This window comes from Pseudoalteromonas sp. NSLLW218, from assembly GCF_015864775.1.
Classification (GTDB): Bacteria; Pseudomonadota; Gammaproteobacteria; order Enterobacterales; family Alteromonadaceae; genus Pseudoalteromonas.
On the sequence record NZ_JADYWO010000003.1, the window covers coordinates 213,077 to 233,490 of the forward strand.

The window sequence follows — 20,414 nt, forward strand, 5'->3', positions numbered from 1 at the left end:
TGTCTGTATTTGTACTTTTATAGTTACTATCATTTTAAAAAATAAAGAATTAGGCGTGATTATTTATCCATTTAGTTGGTCTTGTATATTAGGATTTTCGTACCAGTTATTAATTACAGTGGAGCATTTTAATGAAATTCTTTTTTGTACTGCTACTATCAATTAGCTCTTTTAACGCATTAGCCCTTGAAGTAGTCATACATAACCTTAGCTCGCTCTCAAGTAATGCTCAAAACACAGTATCTACATGGGTTAATCAAAGTGTTGAAAAAACACAAAATACACTGGGACCTTTAAAACAAACCACATTGCCTATTTATTTAAAACCACAATATTTTGCTTTTGAGCCTGTGCCTTGGGCTACAGTTAAACGCAATAACCCCGATGGGCTTGAACTACATATAGATCGCTACGCTAGTCTCAATGCATTCACTAAAGATTGGACGCTATACCATGAACTTTCGCATTTATACTTGCCGCTACTTCCCTACTCCGGTTTTTGGCTAAGTGAGGGTTTTGCCAGTTATATGCAAAACGTAATAATGCGTGACAGCGGTATAATTACCCAGCCGCAGTTTGTACAACGTTTAAATGCAGGATTTGATCGTGCCCGCCTGCAAGCCAAAACTAAAACACAGCCACTTAATAAGCTCTCTGCTGATATGTGGAAACAACGTGCCCAACAACGTGTTTATTGGACTGGTGCAGCTTTTTTTGCCCAGGCTGATTTAGAGCTACAAAAACAAGGTTTAACTGTGGCGGGTATAATAAAACAGTATCAAGTATGCTGTAGACCCGCTCGTTCAAATGCTAAAACATTTATAAAAGAGTTAGATAAGCTATCCGGTAGTAGCGTTTTTTCAACGCTATATGCAAAATATAATACTCGTACTGATTTTCCTGATATTAGTAAAGAGCAGCTAAACACGCTTTAAAAGCTGCTCTGTTTTATATAGTTACTATATTCAACAAGCCCTTGCGCGTTAAAGTTGGTTGAGTACTTGTTCATAAAACCATGCAAAAAATTTGTTTTATAACACTTAACATTCGCTTTGGTGCTTAAAGCTTTAATAACTTCATCAACATTAAAGTGACTCTCACTCGCTGGAAATATAAACTCATAGGGTACTTTTGCATCTAACGCTAAATAATTACGAATTTGCGACGGATAAAAGCCAATTAACTTTTTAAGGTGTGTATTGCCTGTTAATAACTGTGCCCGCCATGCTGCACTTGCCCCTGCACTAAAAGCAATACACGTGGTTGGCACTTTTAAGCCTTCAAAGCATTTTTGAAGTTTGTCGGTGTATTTATCATGGCCACACTGCTGCATAAAATTATTGTAACTATCTTGTTCATTTTCAATGGCTTGAATCTTGTTATTGAAAGGGTCAACAATAGCTATATGTGGACTAATTGCCTGTGATAACCTTCTTAAAGCAGGGGTTAAACCATAAATATCACTCACTATTAGGTAATTCATACTTATCCTTTGGTAACTAAAAATGGCTATTGTAAGCAGTTGATAAGATTTATTATAAATATTTTTACAAAAATAGCTTGCACACAATTTATATATAAGTTACCTTCCCTCTCTGGTTTAAAGAAACCGCCGCGGTTAACCATTTACCCTGATCCAGTAAGCCCCGCAAAACGTATATTTGAAAGCTAAGTTATTGTACGGCGAGAACCCCTTGAATAATACCGAGATGATTTTTTACTATCATCGCAAAAGTGTCATAAAGATCGTCAACACTGTAATGAAGCTAAACACAACATCGTTAATTTATTAACTGCAATTTGCTATAAAAATATAGCGCAGAATAAATAACAAGAATAAAGTGAGTTTTATTATGTCTTATAAATATAATGGGTCTATGATCCAAATCGCACATCCAGTGCAATCAATTTCAGTAAACAAACATCGTGTAATCTTTAGTGATACGCAAGGTTTAAAAAATGCATTGTTTCAAAAAGCGAGTGATGCGCGCCAGTTTGTTAAGTGGCTAAAAGCTAACTAAACAACACATAACTTTAATTGCCTTTTTATTATTGCAATTATTGATAAGATATTATGCCAGCCTCGTTGCTGGCATTTTACTTTTTAGCTCTTTATTGGTTACAATAGTTTTACAATAATAATTACTGGTAGCTGTTGTAATGCTCCGTATATTTTTAACCTTCTTACTCTTTTTCAGTTTGAGCCCAATAAGTAATGCGAGAACCATAAACTGGCTAGCGCATGACTTTGCACCCTACTATATTTTAAATGGCCAATATCAACACCAAGGCCGCGACGAAAGCATAATTTCATTACTTGAAAAACAACTGCCTAATATTACCTTTAATCGAATGCTTATTCCCTCAGGTAAAGTAATTCAAGAACTGTCTAATAATTCACACAATGCGTGCGCACTATCGCTTTATAAAAACGATTACAGAAAAAAGCATATTTACTTTACAGACGAGAGCTCAACAACGGGTCTTTCACCTTCAATTGCCATGCACAAGAGATTAGCCAAAGCGCTAAATATAGCGGACTCAAATGAAGTCTCGTTATTGGATTTAATACAAGATAAAAAACTAACTCTTGGAGTCTCTATGAGCCGCTCTTATGGCCAAGAGATAGATACATTGATAAACAGTACGCCCAATATAGATTTAGTAATTAGACCCACTCGCGATAGCCTAGCGAGCCTTACATATATGCTTAACCTAAAACGAATTGATATTTTGCTGGGTTACCCAAGCGAGCATTACTATTTAGCTAAATCAATGCACTTTGCAGAAAATTTAACGCAGCGTCCATTAACTGAATCACCCGCGTTAAGTTATGGTTTTATTGGTTGTACTAAAAACGAGCAAGGCGCAGAAGACATTGCCATTCTTAATGAGCAGCTCAAAGTCATTAAAAAAACGCAGGCTTATAACGATTTGCTCATGCGCTGGTTACCTGAGCATTTAAGGCCGCTATTACAGTCACGTATAAATAGCGCAAAATAAGCAAATTCGAAGTCGCTTAATTTGAGTTTCTGTTAAGCAAAAAAAACGCCACAGTAAGTGGCGTTTTTATATTTAATAATGGTATTACTGACGAACGCCTTCTATTGATAAAATAATATCAACATGAGTAGATGCAGGTCCTAAGTTGTAATCTATACCGTAATCGGTAAGTTTAAGGCTGGTTTCGCCCTCAAAACCTACGCGATAGCCCCCCCACGGATCTTTACCTTCGCCCACTTTATCTATTTCAAAGGTAATAGTGTTAGTTACGCCGTGCAGCGTAAATTCGCCGGTTACGTCGGCCTCTTCACCATCTTCATCAAATTTAATGCTCGTGCTTTTAAATGTCGCTTTTGGGTATTTATCCACATTTAAAAAACCTTTACCATGTAAGTGCTTATCACGCTCTGCATGGTTAGAATCAAGGCTTGTGGTATCAATATTTACCATAATCTTTGATGCATCAGGGTTTTTAGCATCATAACTAAATGTGCCGTCAAAAGTATTAAAACGACCATATAACCAGCTGTAACCTAAGTGTTTAATTTTAAAGTTAACAGACGCGTGCCCGCCTTTTGTATCAATTACATAATCAGCTGCATTAGCGGCTGTTGCCGATAGCATCATTGCAGCCGAAACGGCTGTGCTTACTAATAGTTTTTTCATTTTAATCATCCTTTAATGGTTTGATCATTCTGATTAAGGTTTTATCTTTGTCGATAAAGTGATGTTTTAACGCCCCTAGTGCATGAAGTACTGCAAACCCTATTAATGTGCATGCACCATAATAATGTACTTTTCCTGCAATATCGGCTTGGTCACCAAAAGTAAAATCAAGCGCTGATACGTTAAATAAGGTAAACACTTCTATTGGACGTCCGTCTGCGGTTGATATCAAATACCCTGCAACAACAATAACGGCCAAAATAATATACATAACAATATGCGCCGTATGCGCTAAGTGGCTCATGCCTTTACTTTCACCTAATGGTTTAGGTTGTGTAGATAAAGCACGCCATAAAATTCTAAATAAAAATACGGCCACAAGCGTAATACCAATGCTCTTATGTAAATCGAGCGAGCCTTTATACCAGCTATCGTAATAAGTAAGCTCAACCATATATAAACCCAAACCAAACAAGCCAAAAATAGTCAGTGCCATGAGCCAATGTAAAATAATGGCGACAAGCCCGTATGATGAAGGTGTATTTTTAAACATGTGTGATTTCCTATAATGCTATAACGCTACAATATAGTGCACAGCCGTAAATGAAAATAACATTTACAAACACTTTACGTGCGTATACGCACAGAACTTTGATATTCAAAGTCAGTTTTAAAAGGAGAGGATTAAACAGATAAGTTTATAGGGTGGATTGCTCGCTTAAGCTGACATAAATTAAGCTCTCAGGGCTTACTTGCAAACAGGTAACAAGTCCTTCTTTAATTAGCTCTAGCATAGCAATAAAACTAACGACTACACCACTTCGCCCTTCATTTGGCGTAAAAAGCGCATTAAAAACCACCGCCGAATTTGCTTGCGATAATTGCTGTAATATTTGACTCATTCTCTCTCGCGTTGAGAGTACTTCAGCAGTAATTTGGTGATGTTCAAACGTTTGTGCGCGTGCCATTACATCACTCAACGCCAGCATTAAGTCTTTAAGTTCAAGTTCGGGGAGGTTTTGACTTGTGTCTTCACGTATTGGCATAGCGGCATGCGCTATAAAAATATCACGACCAACACGAGGAATGTCATCGAGATTTTCAGCGGCTTTTTTAAATAGCTCATATTCTTGTAAACGCTTAATAAGCTCAGCGCGAGGATCTTCTTCCTCTTCTAGCTCTTCGTGTACAGGTAATAATAAGCGCGACTTAATTTGTGCAAGTAACGCAGCCATTACTAAATATTCACCAGCAAGTTCGAGTTGAAACTCGGTCATCATTTCAACGTAACTTACGTACTGCTCTGTAATACTAAAAATAGAAAGTTCGAGCACATCAAGCTTATGCTTTTTAATTAAGTACAGCAGTAAATCGAGCGGACCTTCAAAAGTTTCTAATATTATTTCGAGCGCATCGGGCGGAATGTATAAATCTTCGGGTTTGTCTACAACCGCTTTACCATGCAAAAAAGCCAGTGGCAGCTTTTGCTGCACTGGCTTTTCGATATATTTAATATCAGCGGTACTTTCGCTCACGCTTTATTACTCAAACGGGCTTGTATCACCACAGCCAACACGCAATATTTTAACGTCATCTTCCGACAGATCGATTACTGTTGTTGCTTGCTCTGGCAAATAACCACCGTGAATAATTAAATCAACATGCTTATCTAATCGCTCTAAAATTTCATCAGGATCTGACTCTGTAAACTGCTCACCTGGTAAAATTAAAGAACACGACATTAACGGCTCGCCAAGTTCGGCAAGTAACGCACAGGCTATTGGATGCTCAATTACACGCATGCCAATGGTTTTTTTCTTGTCGTTTAATAAACGCTTAGGAACTTCTTTTGTTCCTTTAAAAATAAAGGTATAAGGCCCTGGCGTATTATTTTTAATAAGTCTAAATAATTGGTTATCTACACGTGCGTAAGTAGATAACTCCGATAAATCACGGCAAACTAGCGTAAAGTTATCGTTTTTTTCAATACCACGAATACGCTCTATGCGCTCTTTGGCTTGCTTGTTACCAATATTACAACCGATGGCGTAGCCCGAATCAGTTGGATAAACAACAACGCCGCCTTGTTTAATAATATCAACGGCTTGACTAATCAATCTCGGTTGCGGGTTATCAGGATGAATATGAAATAATTGACTCATGTTAATGCCCCTTCTTCTCCTTCCCAAGCTTGCCAAACACCTTGGCAGTCTTTAGGTAGGTATAAATTTTTGCCAAGCTCTAAATAGCTTGTCGGAAAATGAAAATCAGACCCTTGTGAGCAAAGTAATTCGTACTCACGACTGAGTTCACCTAAAAATTGACGTTCGCTTGGCGCCTGTTGAGGTTGTGCAACTTCCATTGCGTCCCCTCCTACACTTTTAAATTCTACTAATAACTTACGTAGCCACTTATTTGACATTTGATAGCTACTTGGGTGCGCAAGTACCGCAACACCACCAGCGGCATGAATAGCCTCAATGGCAGTTTGCATAGTGCACCAGCAGCTTGGTACGTAGCCTGTTTTGCCACGCCCTAAGTACTTTTTAAAAACACCCGGAAAATTTTTGGCAACGCCGCGCTCTATTAATGCGCGTGCAAAATGGGCACGTGTAATTTGCGCGTCTTTTGCCAGCTCTTTAGCTTGCTCGTATATGCCATCAAAGCCATTTTTTGCAAGGCGAACACCAATTTCTAGCGCTCTATCTTCTCGCTTTTGCTGCTGAGCTGATAATAAAGAGGTAAGGTCAATATTATTAATATCAATATTTAAACCCACAATATGAATTTCAAAACTTTCCCATTTGGTAGATACTTCTGTGCCCGTAATTAATGAAAGCGGTAATTTTTCGGCTTCAATAAATTGCTGCGCAGGCTTAATAGCCGCCACAGTGTCATGATCGGTAATAGCAAACACATCAATATTTCTATCAACAGCGCGATGCAATAATTCTTCAACCGTTAAACGCCCGTCTGAATGTGTGGTATGGCTATGTAAATCATATTTTATCAAAAGAAAACTGCTTAAAATTAAGGGTTAATGGTGTTTATGTAAGTATAACAACTTTTTTGACTAAATTGTTTTAAATAAACACTTGACACAAAAGCATAAGATACGTTTTACTGTAGCCACTTTCAGACACATTAAGAATTAACAATAATGATCAATTCAAACTTAAACACTATTTGGTGGTGGCACTCGTAATTATCGGGTGATGAATTGTCGTGTCTAACAAAAATTCAAAACCCGCAACTATGCGGGTTTTTTTATAACTAAATTTTACGAAACGTATACGTTAAAAATATTTAATAAATTTTGAGGCAGAAAAACATGAATAACGGTCTTACTCTTACACATCGTTGGTGGTGGCGCCTGATATAGCGGGACGGTAATGATCTGTTTGTAATTTAGATATCGTTATTCAAACCCCGCATTGCTAAAGCATTGCGGGGTTTAATTTTTTGAGGGAATGAGGTTTGATTTTTAGTCATATAACTACCACACCAGGCGAAGTAACAAGCATTACGCAAGTACGCGACTATATTAGTAGTCCTCTTGCATTATACGCGGCACTTGATAAGCCTAACTCACTACTGCTTGAATCGGCTGAGATTGATTCTAAAGACAGTGTAAAAAGTTTAATTTTAGTCGACTGTGCCCTGCGGATTGTATGCCAAGGTAAAACAGTAACCGTTACTGCAAAGTCAAATAACGGGCAGCAACTGCTTAGCTACTTACATGCTAATGTTAAAAGCTGTACAGCCACGCTAAACGATACAACACTAACGCTTGAGTACATGAGTGCAAACAATGATATTGACGAAGCAAGTAAGTTGGTTGCAGACAATGCATTTAGCGCTCTTCGTACGTGTATTAACAGTATTAAAAGCACAACTAACAATCCATTTTCGTTATTTTTAGGCGGTGTATTTGCCTACGATATGGTCGCAAACTTTGAGCAGTTAAGTGATGTGCCTGATGGCGAAAACACATGCCCTGATTACGTATTTTATTTAGCCGAAACGCTAGTTGTTATTGATCATCAAAAACAAACAACTGAACTCATTGGTAATGTGTTTAATGGTCCAGACGTACATGCTAACTGCTTTGAAGTAGGTAAAGAGCTAGAACGATTAAATACACTGTGCGATAACGCTTCAGAATTTAGTGCGGATATGCAAAGTGGCGAATGTGAGGTAAGCGTTGATATAGACGATGACACTTACTGCGAGCAAGTGGTTAAGCTTAAAAAGAATATTGTTGATGGTGATATTTTTCAGGTAGTGCCGTCGCGAACATTTTCACTACCTTGTCCTGATCCCCTGCACGCTTATAGCCAACTTAAAAAGCAAAACCCTAGCCCGTATATGTTTTATATGCGCGATGAAGACTTTGCATTATTTGGCGCGTCTCCTGAGTCGGCCCTTAAGTACGACGTAAGTAATAAGCAAGTAGAAGTATACCCAATTGCGGGGACTCGCCCGCGTGGTAAATTTGCTAATGGGCAAATTAACCCAGACCTAGACAGCCGCATTGAGCTTGAACTAAGAAACGATCAAAAAGAGCGCGCCGAGCATTTAATGCTTGTCGATTTAGCCCGTAACGACGTAGCACGTATTAGTGTTGCAGGTACTCGCTTTGCTAAAGAGCTATTAAAAGTAGACCGCTATTCACAAGTAATGCATTTGGTGTCACGCGTTGTTGGTACACTCAAACCCGAGCTTGATGCACTGCACGCTTACCAAGCATGTATGAACATGGGCACGCTTGTTGGTGCACCAAAGGTTCGTGCTGCTGAGCTTGTTCGTCAAACAGAAGGTAAACGTCGTGGTAGCTATGGCGGCGCAGTAGGTTACTTAACCGGTGATGGCGCAATGGATAGCTGTATTGTTATTCGCTCAGCTTTTGTTAAAAATAATAAAGCATATGTGCAAGCCGGTGCCGGTGTGGTGTTTGACTCAGATCCTATTTCAGAAGCAAACGAAACCCGCGCTAAAGCACAAGCGGTTATCACCGCCATAAAATCTACGTATAAGGCGGTATAAAATGAGTAAAGCGAATCCTATTAAAATCTATTTTTTAGATAACTTTGACTCATTTACATACAACCTTGTTGATGAGCTGACGATGCTTGGCTGCGAACTGGTTGTTTACAGAAACAACATTAGCGCTGAGGTTATTTTTAACAAAATGCGTCAAGAGCAAGGCCAAGTGCTATTAGTACTTTCGCCAGGTCCTGGCACACCAAGCGATGCAGGCTGTTTAATGGAGCTTATTGAGCTCTCTAAAGGTCACTTCCCAATGCTAGGCATTTGTTTAGGCCAGCAAGCATTAACACAAAGTTACGGTGGAGTAATCGGTCACGCGGGTGAAACCGTACATGGTAAGTCTTCAATTATTAATTTAGGCGATCATCCTGTATTTGATGGTATGGGCAATACAATGCCAGTTGCGCGTTATCATTCATTAATGGCAACAAAAGTGCCTGATAATATTAAGGTAATTGCCCAGTACGAAGATATCCCTATGGCTATATATCATCATGATGACAACGCATTGGGTTACCAGTTTCATCCAGAATCAATACTAACGCCAAACGGCGCAATGCTACTTCAGCAAAGTGTCGCTTACTTAACACGCGCTAAATAAAAGAGGACATTATGAGTACACAACCAGAACAACCCATAAATGTTCAACACGCTATTGAGCAACTAATTACTGGGCAATCATTAAGCTACGCAGACGCCAAAGCGCTTTTTGATGAAATAATGCAAGGTAATATGAGTGAAATTGAGCTAACCGCCCTACTTATAAGCCTTAAAATTAAAGGCGAAGTAAGCGACGAAATTGCAGGCGCTGCGGCCTCAATGCGCGAAAACGCCGTTGCTTTTACTACCAGCAGTACGCAACTTGCCGATAGCTGTGGCACTGGTGGCGATGGCTCAAACACAATTAATATAAGTACAACGGCTGCAATTGTTGCCGCTGCTGCTGGTATTAACATGGTAAAACATGGTAATCGCAGTGTATCGAGTAATTCAGGCTCAGCCGATTTACTCAAAGCCCTGGGCATTAATATAGATATGAGCCCAGAGCAAGCAGCAAAGTGTCTTGAGCAAACCAATTTTACCTTTTTGTTTGCACCGCACTACCACAGTGGCGTACGCCATGCGATGGGCGTACGAACAGCGCTTAAAACACGCACTATTTTTAATATTTCAGGCCCACTTGCTAACCCAGCGGCACCTGATGTGCAATTGTTAGGTGTATATAACGAAGCGTTGTGTATGCCAATGGCACAAACACTTAAAACCCTTGGCACAAAGCGCGCTATGATTGTTCACGGCTCGGGCACTGACGAAATAGCTCTGCACGGCCCAACAACGGTAGTTGAGCTAAATAATGGCGAGCTTACACAGTACACACTAAACCCAAGCGACTTTGACCTTGCAAACTATTCACTTGAACAACTCGCTGGTGAAGGCCCACAATACAACGCAAATGCTAGCCTCGCCATCTTGCAAGGCAAAGGCACAGATGCACATAATGCTGCTATTGTGGTTAACGTAGCTGCTCTTTTATACCTAACAGGTAAAGCAGAAACGTTAAAAGAAGGGGCAAAACAAGTACAAACATTATTAAGTTCAGGGCAAGCCATGAACACACTAAGTGCAATTATTGAGGTAAGTAATGGCTAATGTATTAGACAAAATTGTTGCTGATAAAAAATTAGAACTAATTGAGAGAAAAGCTGCACGTCCGCTTGAAAGCTTTAAGCATCTTACAGTGCCTACAAGTCGTAGCTTTTATAAAGCACTTGCAGCACCTGGCACTCAGTTTATTTTAGAGTGTAAAAAAGCATCGCCTTCAAAAGGGTTAATTAGAGACCCGTTTGATTTAACTGAAATTACTTCAGTTTATAAAAAATATGCTACCTGCATGAGTGTGTTAACTGATGCTAAATATTTTCAAGGCAGCTTTGACTACCTCGAATTTGTGCGCAGCCAAGTAGAACAACCGCTTATCTGTAAAGACTTTTTTATAGACGAGTACCAAGTGTATATGGCACGTATTTATGGTGGTGACGCTATATTACTGATGCTTTCGGTACTCGATGACGAAAGCTATAAAGCACTGCATGCTGTTGCCGATTCACTTAATATGTCGGTGTTAACCGAAGTAAGTAATGAAGAAGAAGTACACCGCGCACTTGCGCTTGATGCACAAATTATTGGCATTAATAACCGCGACTTACGTGATTTAAGTACCAATTTAGCCACTACCGAAAAACTACGAAAACTTATTCCAGCAGATAAAGTGGTTATATCGGAATCGGGGATTTACACCCATCAAGACGTGAAACGTTTAGCTCCATTATGTGATGGCTTTTTAATTGGCAGCTCACTTATGGGCGAGCGTAATTTAGAGCAAGCATGTCGCCGTGTAATTTTAGGTGACAATAAAGTATGTGGTTTAACGCGTAGCCAAGATGCACAAGCGGCATATCAAAACGGCGCTGTATACGGTGGCTTAATCTTTCATCCTAAATCGCCACGCTATGTCGATTTAGATTGTGCAAGAGAGCTGAGCCAAAGCGCACCACTTAACTTTGTTGGTGTATTTGTAGATGCTCCCATTGAGCAAGTTGCTCAATACGCAAGTGTGCTAAAATTAGCGGCAGTTCAATTACATGGCCAAGAAAGTGACGATTACATTGCTGAGTTGCGTACACAGTTACCAACTAATTGCGAAATTTGGAAAGCCCAAGCAATAAAAGATGCATTACCAACGCCTGTAAATGGGGTTGATCGACACCTTTACGATACGCACAGTGATACACAAGCTGGCGGTACTGGTAAAGCATTTGATTGGTCGGTGCTTAGCGGCGCAACTACACCATTTATGCTCGCTGGAGGCTTAAATCCAGACAATATTAAAGATGCGCTTTTTAAAGGTGCCTTAGGCCTTGACTTAAACTCAGGCGTTGAAGAATCTGCGGGTAAAAAGTGCCCTAACAAATTACATAATGCTTTCACAAGCATCAGAAATTATTGAGGTTAAAATGCAAAATCCAGCTTATTTTGGCGAGTTTGGCGGTATGTTTGTACCCGAGTTACTTGTCCCTGCGCTTAAGCAGTTAGAAAATGAATTTAACAAAGCACAAAAAGATCCTGAGTTTCAGGCAGAGCTAAGTAAATTATTAAACGAGTATGCGGGTCGTCCTACCCCACTTACTTTAACGCGCAATTTAGTTAAAAATCCAAAAGTAAAACTGTACCTAAAGCGTGAAGACTTACTACACGGCGGCGCACATAAAACGAACCAAGTACTTGGTCAGGCGTTACTTACTAAGCGTATGGGTAAAAAACAAGTTATTGCTGAAACAGGTGCCGGTCAACACGGTGTTGCAACAGCGCTTGCATGTGCCTTACTGGGTTTAAAATGTCGTATTTATATGGGCGCAAAAGACGTTGAACGTCAGCAACCTAACGTATTTAGAATGAAGTTAATGGGCGCAGAGGTTATTCCGGTAACAGCGGGTTCTGGCACATTAAAAGATGCCGTAAACGAAGCGCTACGTGACTGGTCAGCAAACTATCAAGACGCGCATTACTTGCTAGGTACTGCTGCGGGTCCTCACCCATTCCCAACAATTGTACGTGAGTATCAAAAAATTATTGGTGAAGAAGCCAAGCAACAAGTCCTTAAAGCCGAAGGTCGTCTACCTGACGCGGTTATTGCCTGTGTGGGCGGTGGTTCAAACGCAATTGGTATGTTTACCGACTTTATTGATGAGCCAGGCGTTAAATTAATTGGTGTTGAGCCCGCTGGTAAAGGTCTTGATACAAATGAACACGGCGCAACAATTTGTAAAGGCACTAAAGGTATATTACACGGTACTTATACGTATATTATGCAAAATGATGATGGCCAAATTGAAGAGTCTTACTCGGTATCAGCGGGTCTTGATTACCCAGCTGTTGGTCCTCAACATGCATTTTTACACGAAACTGGTCGCGCGCAATACGTTGGCATTACAGATACTGAAGCGCTAGATGCGTTTCAATCACTTGCTAAAAATGAAGGGATCATTCCGGCACTTGAATCAAGCCATGCGTTAGCTTATGCACTTAAGTATGCAGAAGAGCAAACCGAACAAAGCGTTATAGTTATTAATTTAAGTGGTCGTGGCGATAAAGATTTAGCACACGTTCACAATGTACTATCTGAAAGAGGTCAGCTATGAGCCAAGTAAAAACGGATCGTTACGGCAAAATGTTTGCAGCGCTTAACGAGCAAAAACAAGGTGCATTTGTACCATTTGTAACAATTGGCGATCCAGGCAAAGCGCAAAGCATTGCGATTATTAAAAGCCTAATTGACGGCGGCGCTGATGCGCTTGAGCTTGGTATTCCGTTTTCTGACCCAATTGCAGATGGACCAGTAATACAAAAAGCGAATATTCGCGCTCTCGATGTGCACATTAATACACAAGATTGCTTTGATATTATTAAAGAAATACGTGAGTATAATGCCGATATCCCAATTGGTTTATTACTGTATTCAAACCTTGTGTTTAAGCGCGGTATAGAAGCATTTTACAAAGATGCAAAAACGGTAGGCGTAGACTCAATTTTAGTGGCAGATGTACCGCTACATGAATCTAAAGTGTTCAGAAAGTCAGCAATGGATAACGGTGTAGACCCAATTTTTATTGCAACACCAAATGCCGATGACGACACACTTCGCCAGTGCGCCTCTTACGGTCGTGGTTACACGTATTTACTATCGCGCGCAGGTGTTACCGGTACCGATACTAAAGCACAAATGCCAGCGGGCAACATTGTTACTAAATTAAAAGAATACCACGCAGCCCCTGCTCTTTTAGGGTTTGGCATTTCAACGCCAGATGATGTAAAAGCGGCTCTTAATGCAGGAGCAGCCGGTGCTATTTCAGGCTCTGCTGTGGTTAAAATTATCGAAGCTAACCTTGATGATTTACCGGCAATGACCGCTCAGTTGAAAGCTTTTGTAGCCGATATGAAAGCAGCTACATCGCTATAAGGTAACTCGGGCGTGTTTTATACGCATTAAAAAAGGGCATTTAAAATGCCCTTTTTTGTTTTTTAAAAAGCAACTTAGTGAGCTTGGTGTTTACCCTCTAAAATCTCTTCAATAAATTTAGCATTAAATGCTTCTAAATCGGCTGGGCTTCGGCTTGTTACTAAGCCTTTATCTACACATACTTCTTGGTCGACCCAATTAGCGCCTGCATTAATTAAGTCGCTTTTAATACTTGGAAAAGAGGTAATGGTGCGGTCGCGCAATTTATTAATTTCAGCTAGTAACCACGGTGCATGGCAAATTGCAGCAACGGGTTTGTTTTTTTCTGCGCCAAAAAAGCCATCAATAAATGCTTTAGCATCTTTATCTTGGCGTAAACTGTCTGGGTTAAATAAACCACCAGGAAGCATAAGCGCGTCATAGTCAGCGGGATCCGCGTTTGTAACTAGTTTATCTACTGTTACTTTATCGCCCCACTTGTCTTCATCCCAGCCCGTAATTTGGCCTTCTTTAATTGATACTATTTCGATGTTTGCACCGGCATCAAGTAATGCGCTGCGTGGAGATAACAGCTCACTTTGCTCAAATCCATCAGTGGCTAAAATTGCAATTTTTTTGCCTTGTAAACGTGTGCTTGTTTGTAATGTACTCATTGAGATCTCCTTTTTCTTGAAAAATATATTCGAAACACATAGTTAAAAAAGCACAATGCATGCCGAAAACAAGCACTTGAAAATAAAGGAGTTAATCTAATTGAAGTTTATAGTGCTATGTAAATCATTTAGACAATATGAATAATCTACATAAACAAGATACAGCACAGGTTTGGTACTCGATGATTAAATACTGAAGCTTCACTTCTCGCGTGAGCAAGTTTGGCGCCTACAACTCATGCTCGGCATTATGTTTACTTTTTGTAGACGCACAACTTGTTGGCATTTAAAAACGCAGTTTTTATGATCGGTGATTAAGTAATTAAAAGCTGCGCTCCTCGCGTGAGCAAGCTAAACGCCTACAACTCATGCTCGGCATTATGTTTGTTTTTGTAGACGCACAACTTGTTGGCGTTTAAAAACGCAGTTTTTATGATCGGTGATTAAGTAATTAGAAGCTGCGCTTCTCGCGTGAGCAAGCTCAACGCCTACAACTAACACTCGGCATGTGTTTATTTTTGTAGACGCACAACTTGTTGGCGTTTAAAAACGCAGTTTTTATGATGGGTGATTAAGTAATTAGAAGCTGCGCTTCTCGCGCGAGCAAGTTTGGCGCCTACAACTCATGCTCGGCATTATGCTTATCCTTGTAGGCGCGCAACTTGTTGGCGTTTAAAAACACAATTTTTTATGATGGGTGATTAAGTAATTAGAAGCTGCGCTTCTCGCGCGAGCAAGTTTGGCGTCTACAACTAACACTCGGCATGTGTTTATTTTTGTAGACGCACAACTTGTTGGCGTTTAAAAACACAATTTTTTATGATGGGTGATTAAGTAATTAGAAGCTGCGCTTCTCGCGTGAGCAAGCCAAACGCCTACAACTCATGCTCGGCATTATGTTTATTTTTGTAGACGCACAACTTGTTGGCGTTTAAAAACGCAGCTTTTATGAACGGTGATTAAGTAATTAGAAGCTGCGCTTCTCGCGCGAGCAAGTTTGGCGCCTACAACTAACACTCGGCATATGTTTATTTTTGTAGACGTACAACTTGTTGGCGTGATGGGCAAAGCCCATAATTTTATGTTTAATAGCTCCAATCAAAGCTCAATCAACGACCTAGCTAAATAATGTTATTTAAAGCAGATCTTTTAACGCTTTGGCAGGCTTAAAAACCGCTTTATTTGCGCCTTCTATTTCAATTGCTGCGCCTGTTTGTGGGTTACGCCCAGTACGCGCTGGATAGTAACTTAGTGCAAACGTACCAAAGCCATTAATTTGAACCTGATCCCCCTCAGAAAGCGACTTAGTAATTACTTTTTGCAAGCTTGAAAGTGCCGCTTGAGAATCTTTTTTTGTTAATTCACTTTTGTGTGCGATGGCAGCAACGAGTTCTGCTTTATTCATTTTAGGCTCCTAAATACACGCCAAATCAGTGTTGGTTAAGCGTGGGAATATGATGATATAAAAAGTACCAAACCAAATTGGCAATAAAGCCACGCAGGCTAAGGGTTACAGGACAACAAGTCAACCTTGTAGTTGCTAAGCTTTATGTGGTAAAAAGCCTTCGACTCTTTTTCGTATAATTTAGGTAGACTATGCACGCATTAATTGAATACATCCCACTCATACTGTTTTTTGCAGTTTTTAAGCTAGTCGATATTTATTGGGCTACCGGTTTATTAATGGCCACTACGCTTATTCAAGTTGCTTATAGCTACTTTAAACATGGCTCTGTGCCAACTCGTCAGTGGATATTTTTCGGCATTGCTGCTGTGTTTGGTACGTTAACGCTGGTACTTCATGATGAGCAATACATAAAATGGAAAGCAACGCTAATATACGCAGGTTTAAGTTTAACGTTACTTGTTAGCCGTTATGTACTTAAAAAAAATCTCGTTAAAAAAGCGCTTAGTTCAATTCTCGAAAATGCTAATGATACAAAACAAGCCATTGTAGTCCCAGAACCGTTATGGGATAAGCTTAACCTGATGTGGGTTGTAATTACTGCTGGCATCGCAGCGTTGAACATTTATATTGCGTATAATTTTTCACTCGACTTTTGGGTCAACTTCAAAGTATTTGGTTTAATGGGCATTACCTTTGTGAGTATTTTTGCCACTATTATTGCCTTGTACAAATACCTCCCTAATGAAGAAGAACCAGTAAAGTAATTTATAGATAACTAATATCGTCATAAAAATGTCGTCTTTGCTTGTTAGTTTGTAAAAAAAACAAGTTGAGACGACCTTGAACGCCAATCAATACCGCTGGTTTGAATTTATCCTCATTTTTGTATTGCTGCCTTTGCTGGGCTTTGTATTACGCGAGCATTTAGCTAACTGGCTTATTCCTGCGCTTATTATACTTATGAGTGTGTGTTGTATGTTGCTACTGGGCGATCCCCATTTTAAACGTTTTAGACTCACAAGCCTTGGGCAGTTTTCTGCTGTTAAAAAACGTGTGTTTAGCTTCTTTTTTTTAGGTGCGTTGTTTTCAGGTATGTTTTACGGGATTATTCATCAAGGAAACTGGTTTACCCTTCCCCGCAACTCGTTTAATGATTGGCTTTTACTGTTGTTGCTCTACCCAATACTGTCGGTTATTCCTCAAGAGTTAATATTCAGAACATATTTTTTTCATCGTTATAAGCGCATCATGCCCAAAAAAGCAGTCCGTATTCTAGTTAGTGCGAGTGTATTTGCGTTGGCGCATATTGTGTATGCAAATTGGATTGCAGTAGGTTTGGCATTTTTAGGCGGACTACTGTTTGCTTATACCTATGCACAAAGCCGCTCAACCGTCGTGTGTGTTATTGAGCATAGCTTATGGGGGCTTTGGATGTTTACACTCGGGATCGGCAGCTACCTTGATTCAGGCGCATTTAACTAATATAACAAGCAATAAAAAATCCGATACTAGAAAACTAATATCGGATTTTGAATATTTCTAAAGCCACTTAACTAATCGTTAAAACGCTTCTTAACTGTTCGGCCTTAAGCGAATGCTAGGCGTTTAAAATATTTAATCAAGTGGTTAAAATAATGATTCAAACTCACCATTTGGAAATAAAACACCAGGAATACCACGTACTGCAGTAACATCAGCTAGTTTAGTATCACCAAAATATAAACCGCCACTGTAATTACGACCCTTTTGCTTTACATCTAACCAACGTCCATTTTCGCCTTTCGCTATTAGATTAATGTTGCCACTAACATCACGAATACGTAAATCTAACGCACGATTTTTTATGCTAACAAATATATCTGTAGAGGTAAGTTCTGATAAGTTTTCAACATCGCCCACGTAAGCAAACTTAAAATCGCTTGCACCACTCAACGGAAAATCCAGCTCAAAAGTAAATGCTAAATCGTCATTATCTTCACCAATAAAAGGCGAAGCCTCTACTGCTGTGATATGAAATGCAGTGTTTTGAATGTCGCTCACGTAATCACCATTAAAATCAAAAGTAGATAACGTTGTAGACTCTTCACCTAATGAATTAACAAAACGATTTAAGTTTAGTGATAAATCGCCTTCAAGTTTACCAGCGGCTTTATCGATAATTACATTCGTAGTTACCTGTGTAATACCTGTATCGGCTTCTGGGTTTAATTCACTTTGAGCATCTATGCCATCAAACTCAATCAGCAACTCACTTACATCAACACTTAATACCGTAGTACCATTTGTAACAGTAGCGCTCATTATACCTTCAATTTTATTACCTAACACACCACTTACTCTAAATGTGGGAATTGATAAATCAATTGTTATAGGTAACTCATCATATGTGCCAGTTATAGCCCAAGTATAAGGTGATTGGCTGTAATCAATATCTAAGTCACGAAGTTTATATTGTCCTGATGGTGTAGAGCCATCAGCTAGTGGTGAATAATTTGTAATAACTTCGTTTAAAGCATTAGTAAGTGCATCAAGGGTTCTTTGTGTGTCTTCATCAAACGCATCTTCAAGCTCAGCAAATTTTACGTCTAATTCATCTGAATAGCTTTTTTCTTGAAGTCTTGCAGCACCTATAATATTTCGTGTATCAACAAGTAACTCTCTTGAATCTAAGCTTTGAACTTCTGTTGAGCGAGCCTGCCAATTTGTAAATGTAGTTACACTTGCGATCGTTTGCTTAACTTGACCTGCAACGTTTGGTAGTAATCCATTTCCTTGGTCGCTAAATAAGTTATCTGTAACATACTGCGCTGCTAAATCGCTATAATCTTCCCATGCCTGTTGGTCAGTCTCTGAGTTAGTAAATGCATTAAAAGCACTTTCAACACTAAACGTACTATCAGCAACACCAGCTAAAATTGCTGCGTAAGTAAATGCATTAGTAACCATTTCTGCTTCAACACTTGCATTTAAATTGCTGTGCGTTAAATGATAAAAAGGCGTGGCTGATAAACTAGCTTGCGTAGCACTAAAGCCTTCATCTGTAATTGCTTTACTTAATGGCGATAAATAAACCGTATTTACACCCGGTGCACTAAATGCATCTGCTTTGTAATTAAGAGTAACGGCTGTCAATTCTTGGTAGTCGATTAAACGGTTTGCGTTTAAGTCATTTACATCACCACGGACTGTTCTGCCACAACCTGTAAAGCGCGGACAAGGTAGAGCCATATCACTCGGTATAAACTCAAAACTATTAAAAGTAAGTGGAGTTACACTTACACTCACAGTATTAATGTTTTCGACTTCAATTGATTCTTGCACCACCCCATCGCTATCTAAAACATTAAGCGTGCCCTGTGGTGATTGCCAATTAGATACATAAAAACTCACAGAAGAAGATGTAGCAATTTCACTCACTGCAACAGATTCTGAACTGTCACTGTCTGATGAAGAACCACAACCTACTAATGCAATAGCTACCCCTAAAGGTATAATTTGTTTTAACATCTTCATTCCTTAAAACTTAATGTTCACGTACCAATTCACATTCGCATAATAGGCTTTATCTAAATCTAGGCTATCAGTTTGTAAATTAAGACCAAAATATTCGTTTTCTATACCAACTAAAAATGCTTCACTTTTTGTTTCGTAGCCTGCTTGCACTCTCCAATGATCCCAAAAGTGAATACGGCCTTTTAATTGGCTAAACGTGTCTTTGTCGTATCGTTTTAAAGTTAACTGAGTTGAAAACCGATCGTTTATTCTGTAATCAGCAAATGCTTGTAGACGCATTTCCATTTCGAAATCATGAGATACCGTATTTCCAAATGCAGATGTTTTTAATGAAACTGTTGGCTGAGTAATAATATCGCCGTTGTCATCTTCGCTAAATGGAATTTCAGTAGTTTGCCCTTTTACGGAGCCACTGTCTTCATACTCTGTTTTATAGAGCAAATCTTTTACGCTAAAGCCAACCTGAAGCTCATCGTTTACTTGCCAATCAGCAAAAATATCTAGGCTATAGCCAAGGCCTTCAGGTTTTTCTGAAGGTGAAAACTTTTTAAATAATATATCTTTTGAAAAGTTGTAATCAACCGTTACAGCACCTTCAACTTCATCACTATAAATTTCACCATTTACAATCGCGTCTTGATAATGCGAGCTAGCAAAAACAGATAGTTTAGGTGTTATTGTTAATGCATTTTTATCTAAAAATTTAAAGTCATAAGATACAAACACACCATTAGAGGTTGCTTGTTTAGCATCAAGGTAATAAGTATAAAATCTGTCTTCAAACTCTAAATCATTTTTTTCAGTATGGGTATATTTAGCTGTATCAGGATCAAAGTTAAGAACATAGTCGTAACGACTCTGTAAACCTACTTTAAAATTACCGTAGCCAACACCTACTTCAAATATATTATAGGTAAATGCACTGTCACCCGATTTTAATGGTGCATCAAAATCATCTACAAAGGCTTGTACTGGTTGTGCTTCAGTATAAATTTCTGCGTCAAAATGAGTAAATATTTGAAATTGGTTATCTGCGGAAGCAAGAGGAGAAATAAGAGCTGTTGAAAATCCTAACAAGAGAATTTTTTTTTTCATAATTTGATCG

At 39.2% G+C, this 20,414-nt stretch carries 21 protein-coding genes; 11 read left to right on the forward strand and 10 right to left on the reverse strand.

The features are described from left to right. Positions 1-131: 131 nt before the first annotated feature. Positions 132-935 carry a hypothetical protein gene (locus I6E80_RS05750; protein ID WP_197185049.1) on the forward strand — a complete coding sequence of 268 codons (804 nt, stop codon included), beginning with the start codon at positions 132-134 and terminating at the stop codon, positions 933-935. On the opposite strand, the gene I6E80_RS05755 is transcribed toward I6E80_RS05750, so the two are convergent. Further along, a complete protein-coding gene (locus I6E80_RS05755) occupies positions 932-1,483 on the reverse strand; it encodes a hypothetical protein (protein WP_197185050.1) in 552 nt (183 codons plus the stop codon). The genes I6E80_RS05750 and I6E80_RS05755 overlap by 4 nt on opposite strands. A 370-nt stretch (positions 1,484-1,853) precedes the next feature. Here I6E80_RS05755 and I6E80_RS05760 point away from each other — a divergent pair, with 370 nt between their 5' ends. Then, complete coding sequence (locus I6E80_RS05760; RefSeq protein WP_002961566.1) at positions 1,854-2,021, forward strand: hypothetical protein; 168 nt, start codon at positions 1,854-1,856, stop codon at positions 2,019-2,021. A 139-nt stretch (positions 2,022-2,160) separates the two neighbouring features. Continuing rightward, entirely contained in the window at positions 2,161-3,003 is an 843-nt protein-coding gene (locus I6E80_RS05765) for a transporter substrate-binding domain-containing protein (RefSeq protein ID WP_197185051.1), read from the forward strand. An 84-nt stretch (positions 3,004-3,087) separates the two neighbouring features. Here I6E80_RS05765 and I6E80_RS05770 read toward each other — a convergent pair whose 3' ends face one another. The 5 genes from I6E80_RS05770 to I6E80_RS05790 form a co-directional block, all read right to left on the reverse strand. Continuing rightward, positions 3,088-3,669: a YceI family protein gene (locus I6E80_RS05770; RefSeq protein ID WP_197185052.1), complete on the reverse strand. Its 582-nt coding sequence runs from the start codon at positions 3,667-3,669 to the stop codon at positions 3,088-3,090. A gap of 1 nt (position 3,670) precedes the next feature. Then, entirely contained in the window at positions 3,671-4,222 is a 552-nt protein-coding gene (locus tag I6E80_RS05775; RefSeq protein ID WP_197185053.1) for a cytochrome b, read from the reverse strand. A 145-nt stretch (positions 4,223-4,367) separates the two neighbouring features. Continuing rightward, positions 4,368-5,204: a ScpA family protein gene (locus I6E80_RS05780; protein WP_197185054.1), complete on the reverse strand. Its 837-nt coding sequence runs from the start codon at positions 5,202-5,204 to the stop codon at positions 4,368-4,370. Positions 5,205-5,210: 6 nt separating this feature from the next. Further along, positions 5,211-5,831 (reverse strand): L-threonylcarbamoyladenylate synthase, encoded by a 621-nt coding sequence (locus tag I6E80_RS05785; RefSeq protein WP_024599353.1) that lies wholly within the window; start codon positions 5,829-5,831, stop codon positions 5,211-5,213. Continuing rightward, entirely contained in the window at positions 5,828-6,682 is an 855-nt protein-coding gene (locus tag I6E80_RS05790; protein ID WP_197185055.1) for a PHP domain-containing protein, read from the reverse strand. Before I6E80_RS05790 ends, I6E80_RS05785 begins: the two co-directional genes overlap by 4 nt. A 464-nt stretch (positions 6,683-7,146) precedes the next feature. On the opposite strand from I6E80_RS05790, the gene I6E80_RS05795 reads away from it, so the two are divergent. Genes I6E80_RS05795 through trpA form a run of 6 tightly spaced genes read left to right on the forward strand, consistent with a single transcriptional unit; the run spans position 7,147 to position 13,735 of the window. Then, complete coding sequence (locus I6E80_RS05795) at positions 7,147-8,715, forward strand: anthranilate synthase component 1 (RefSeq protein WP_197185056.1); 1,569 nt, start codon at positions 7,147-7,149, stop codon at positions 8,713-8,715. 1 nt (position 8,716) lies between these two features. Further along, a complete protein-coding gene (locus tag I6E80_RS05800; RefSeq protein WP_197185057.1) occupies positions 8,717-9,319 on the forward strand; it encodes an aminodeoxychorismate/anthranilate synthase component II in 603 nt (200 codons plus the stop codon). Between the two features lie 11 nt (positions 9,320-9,330). After that, a complete protein-coding gene (trpD, locus tag I6E80_RS05805) occupies positions 9,331-10,368 on the forward strand; it encodes an anthranilate phosphoribosyltransferase (RefSeq protein ID WP_197185058.1) in 1,038 nt (345 codons plus the stop codon). After that, positions 10,361-11,725, forward strand: a complete 1,365-nt coding sequence (gene trpCF / locus I6E80_RS05810; RefSeq protein ID WP_197185059.1) for a bifunctional indole-3-glycerol-phosphate synthase TrpC/phosphoribosylanthranilate isomerase TrpF — start codon at positions 10,361-10,363, stop codon at positions 11,723-11,725. Before trpD ends, trpCF begins: the two co-directional genes overlap by 8 nt. A gap of 7 nt (positions 11,726-11,732) precedes the next feature. Continuing rightward, positions 11,733-12,917: a tryptophan synthase subunit beta gene (gene trpB / locus I6E80_RS05815; protein ID WP_024599347.1), complete on the forward strand. Its 1,185-nt coding sequence runs from the start codon at positions 11,733-11,735 to the stop codon at positions 12,915-12,917. Beyond that, positions 12,914-13,735 (forward strand): tryptophan synthase subunit alpha, encoded by an 822-nt coding sequence (gene trpA / locus I6E80_RS05820; protein WP_197185060.1) that lies wholly within the window; start codon positions 12,914-12,916, stop codon positions 13,733-13,735. The genes trpB and trpA overlap by 4 nt, the downstream gene beginning before the upstream one ends. Before the next feature lie 74 nt (positions 13,736-13,809). Here trpA and I6E80_RS05825 read toward each other — a convergent pair whose 3' ends face one another. Continuing rightward, positions 13,810-14,388 carry a type 1 glutamine amidotransferase domain-containing protein gene (locus tag I6E80_RS05825; protein WP_007582489.1) on the reverse strand — a complete coding sequence of 193 codons (579 nt, stop codon included), beginning with the start codon at positions 14,386-14,388 and terminating at the stop codon, positions 13,810-13,812. A 1,135-nt stretch (positions 14,389-15,523) separates the two neighbouring features. Further along, positions 15,524-15,793, reverse strand: coding sequence for an HU family DNA-binding protein (locus tag I6E80_RS05830; RefSeq protein ID WP_007375441.1), 270 nt, complete (start codon positions 15,791-15,793; stop codon positions 15,524-15,526). Positions 15,794-15,984: 191 nt separating this feature from the next. On the opposite strand from I6E80_RS05830, the gene I6E80_RS05835 reads away from it, so the two are divergent. Further along, positions 15,985-16,560 (forward strand): inner membrane-spanning protein YciB, encoded by a 576-nt coding sequence (locus I6E80_RS05835; protein WP_024599345.1) that lies wholly within the window; start codon positions 15,985-15,987, stop codon positions 16,558-16,560. 76 nt (positions 16,561-16,636) lie between these two features. Further along, positions 16,637-17,278: a CPBP family intramembrane glutamic endopeptidase gene (locus I6E80_RS05840; protein ID WP_197185061.1), complete on the forward strand. Its 642-nt coding sequence runs from the start codon at positions 16,637-16,639 to the stop codon at positions 17,276-17,278. 144 nt (positions 17,279-17,422) lie between these two features. On the opposite strand, the gene I6E80_RS05845 is transcribed toward I6E80_RS05840, so the two are convergent. Then, positions 17,423-19,303: a hypothetical protein gene (locus tag I6E80_RS05845; protein WP_076923878.1), complete on the reverse strand. Its 1,881-nt coding sequence runs from the start codon at positions 19,301-19,303 to the stop codon at positions 17,423-17,425. A 9-nt stretch (positions 19,304-19,312) separates the two neighbouring features. Then, positions 19,313-20,404 (reverse strand): hypothetical protein, encoded by a 1,092-nt coding sequence (locus I6E80_RS05850; RefSeq protein ID WP_024599342.1) that lies wholly within the window; start codon positions 20,402-20,404, stop codon positions 19,313-19,315. Between the last annotated feature and the right edge of the window lie 10 nt (positions 20,405-20,414).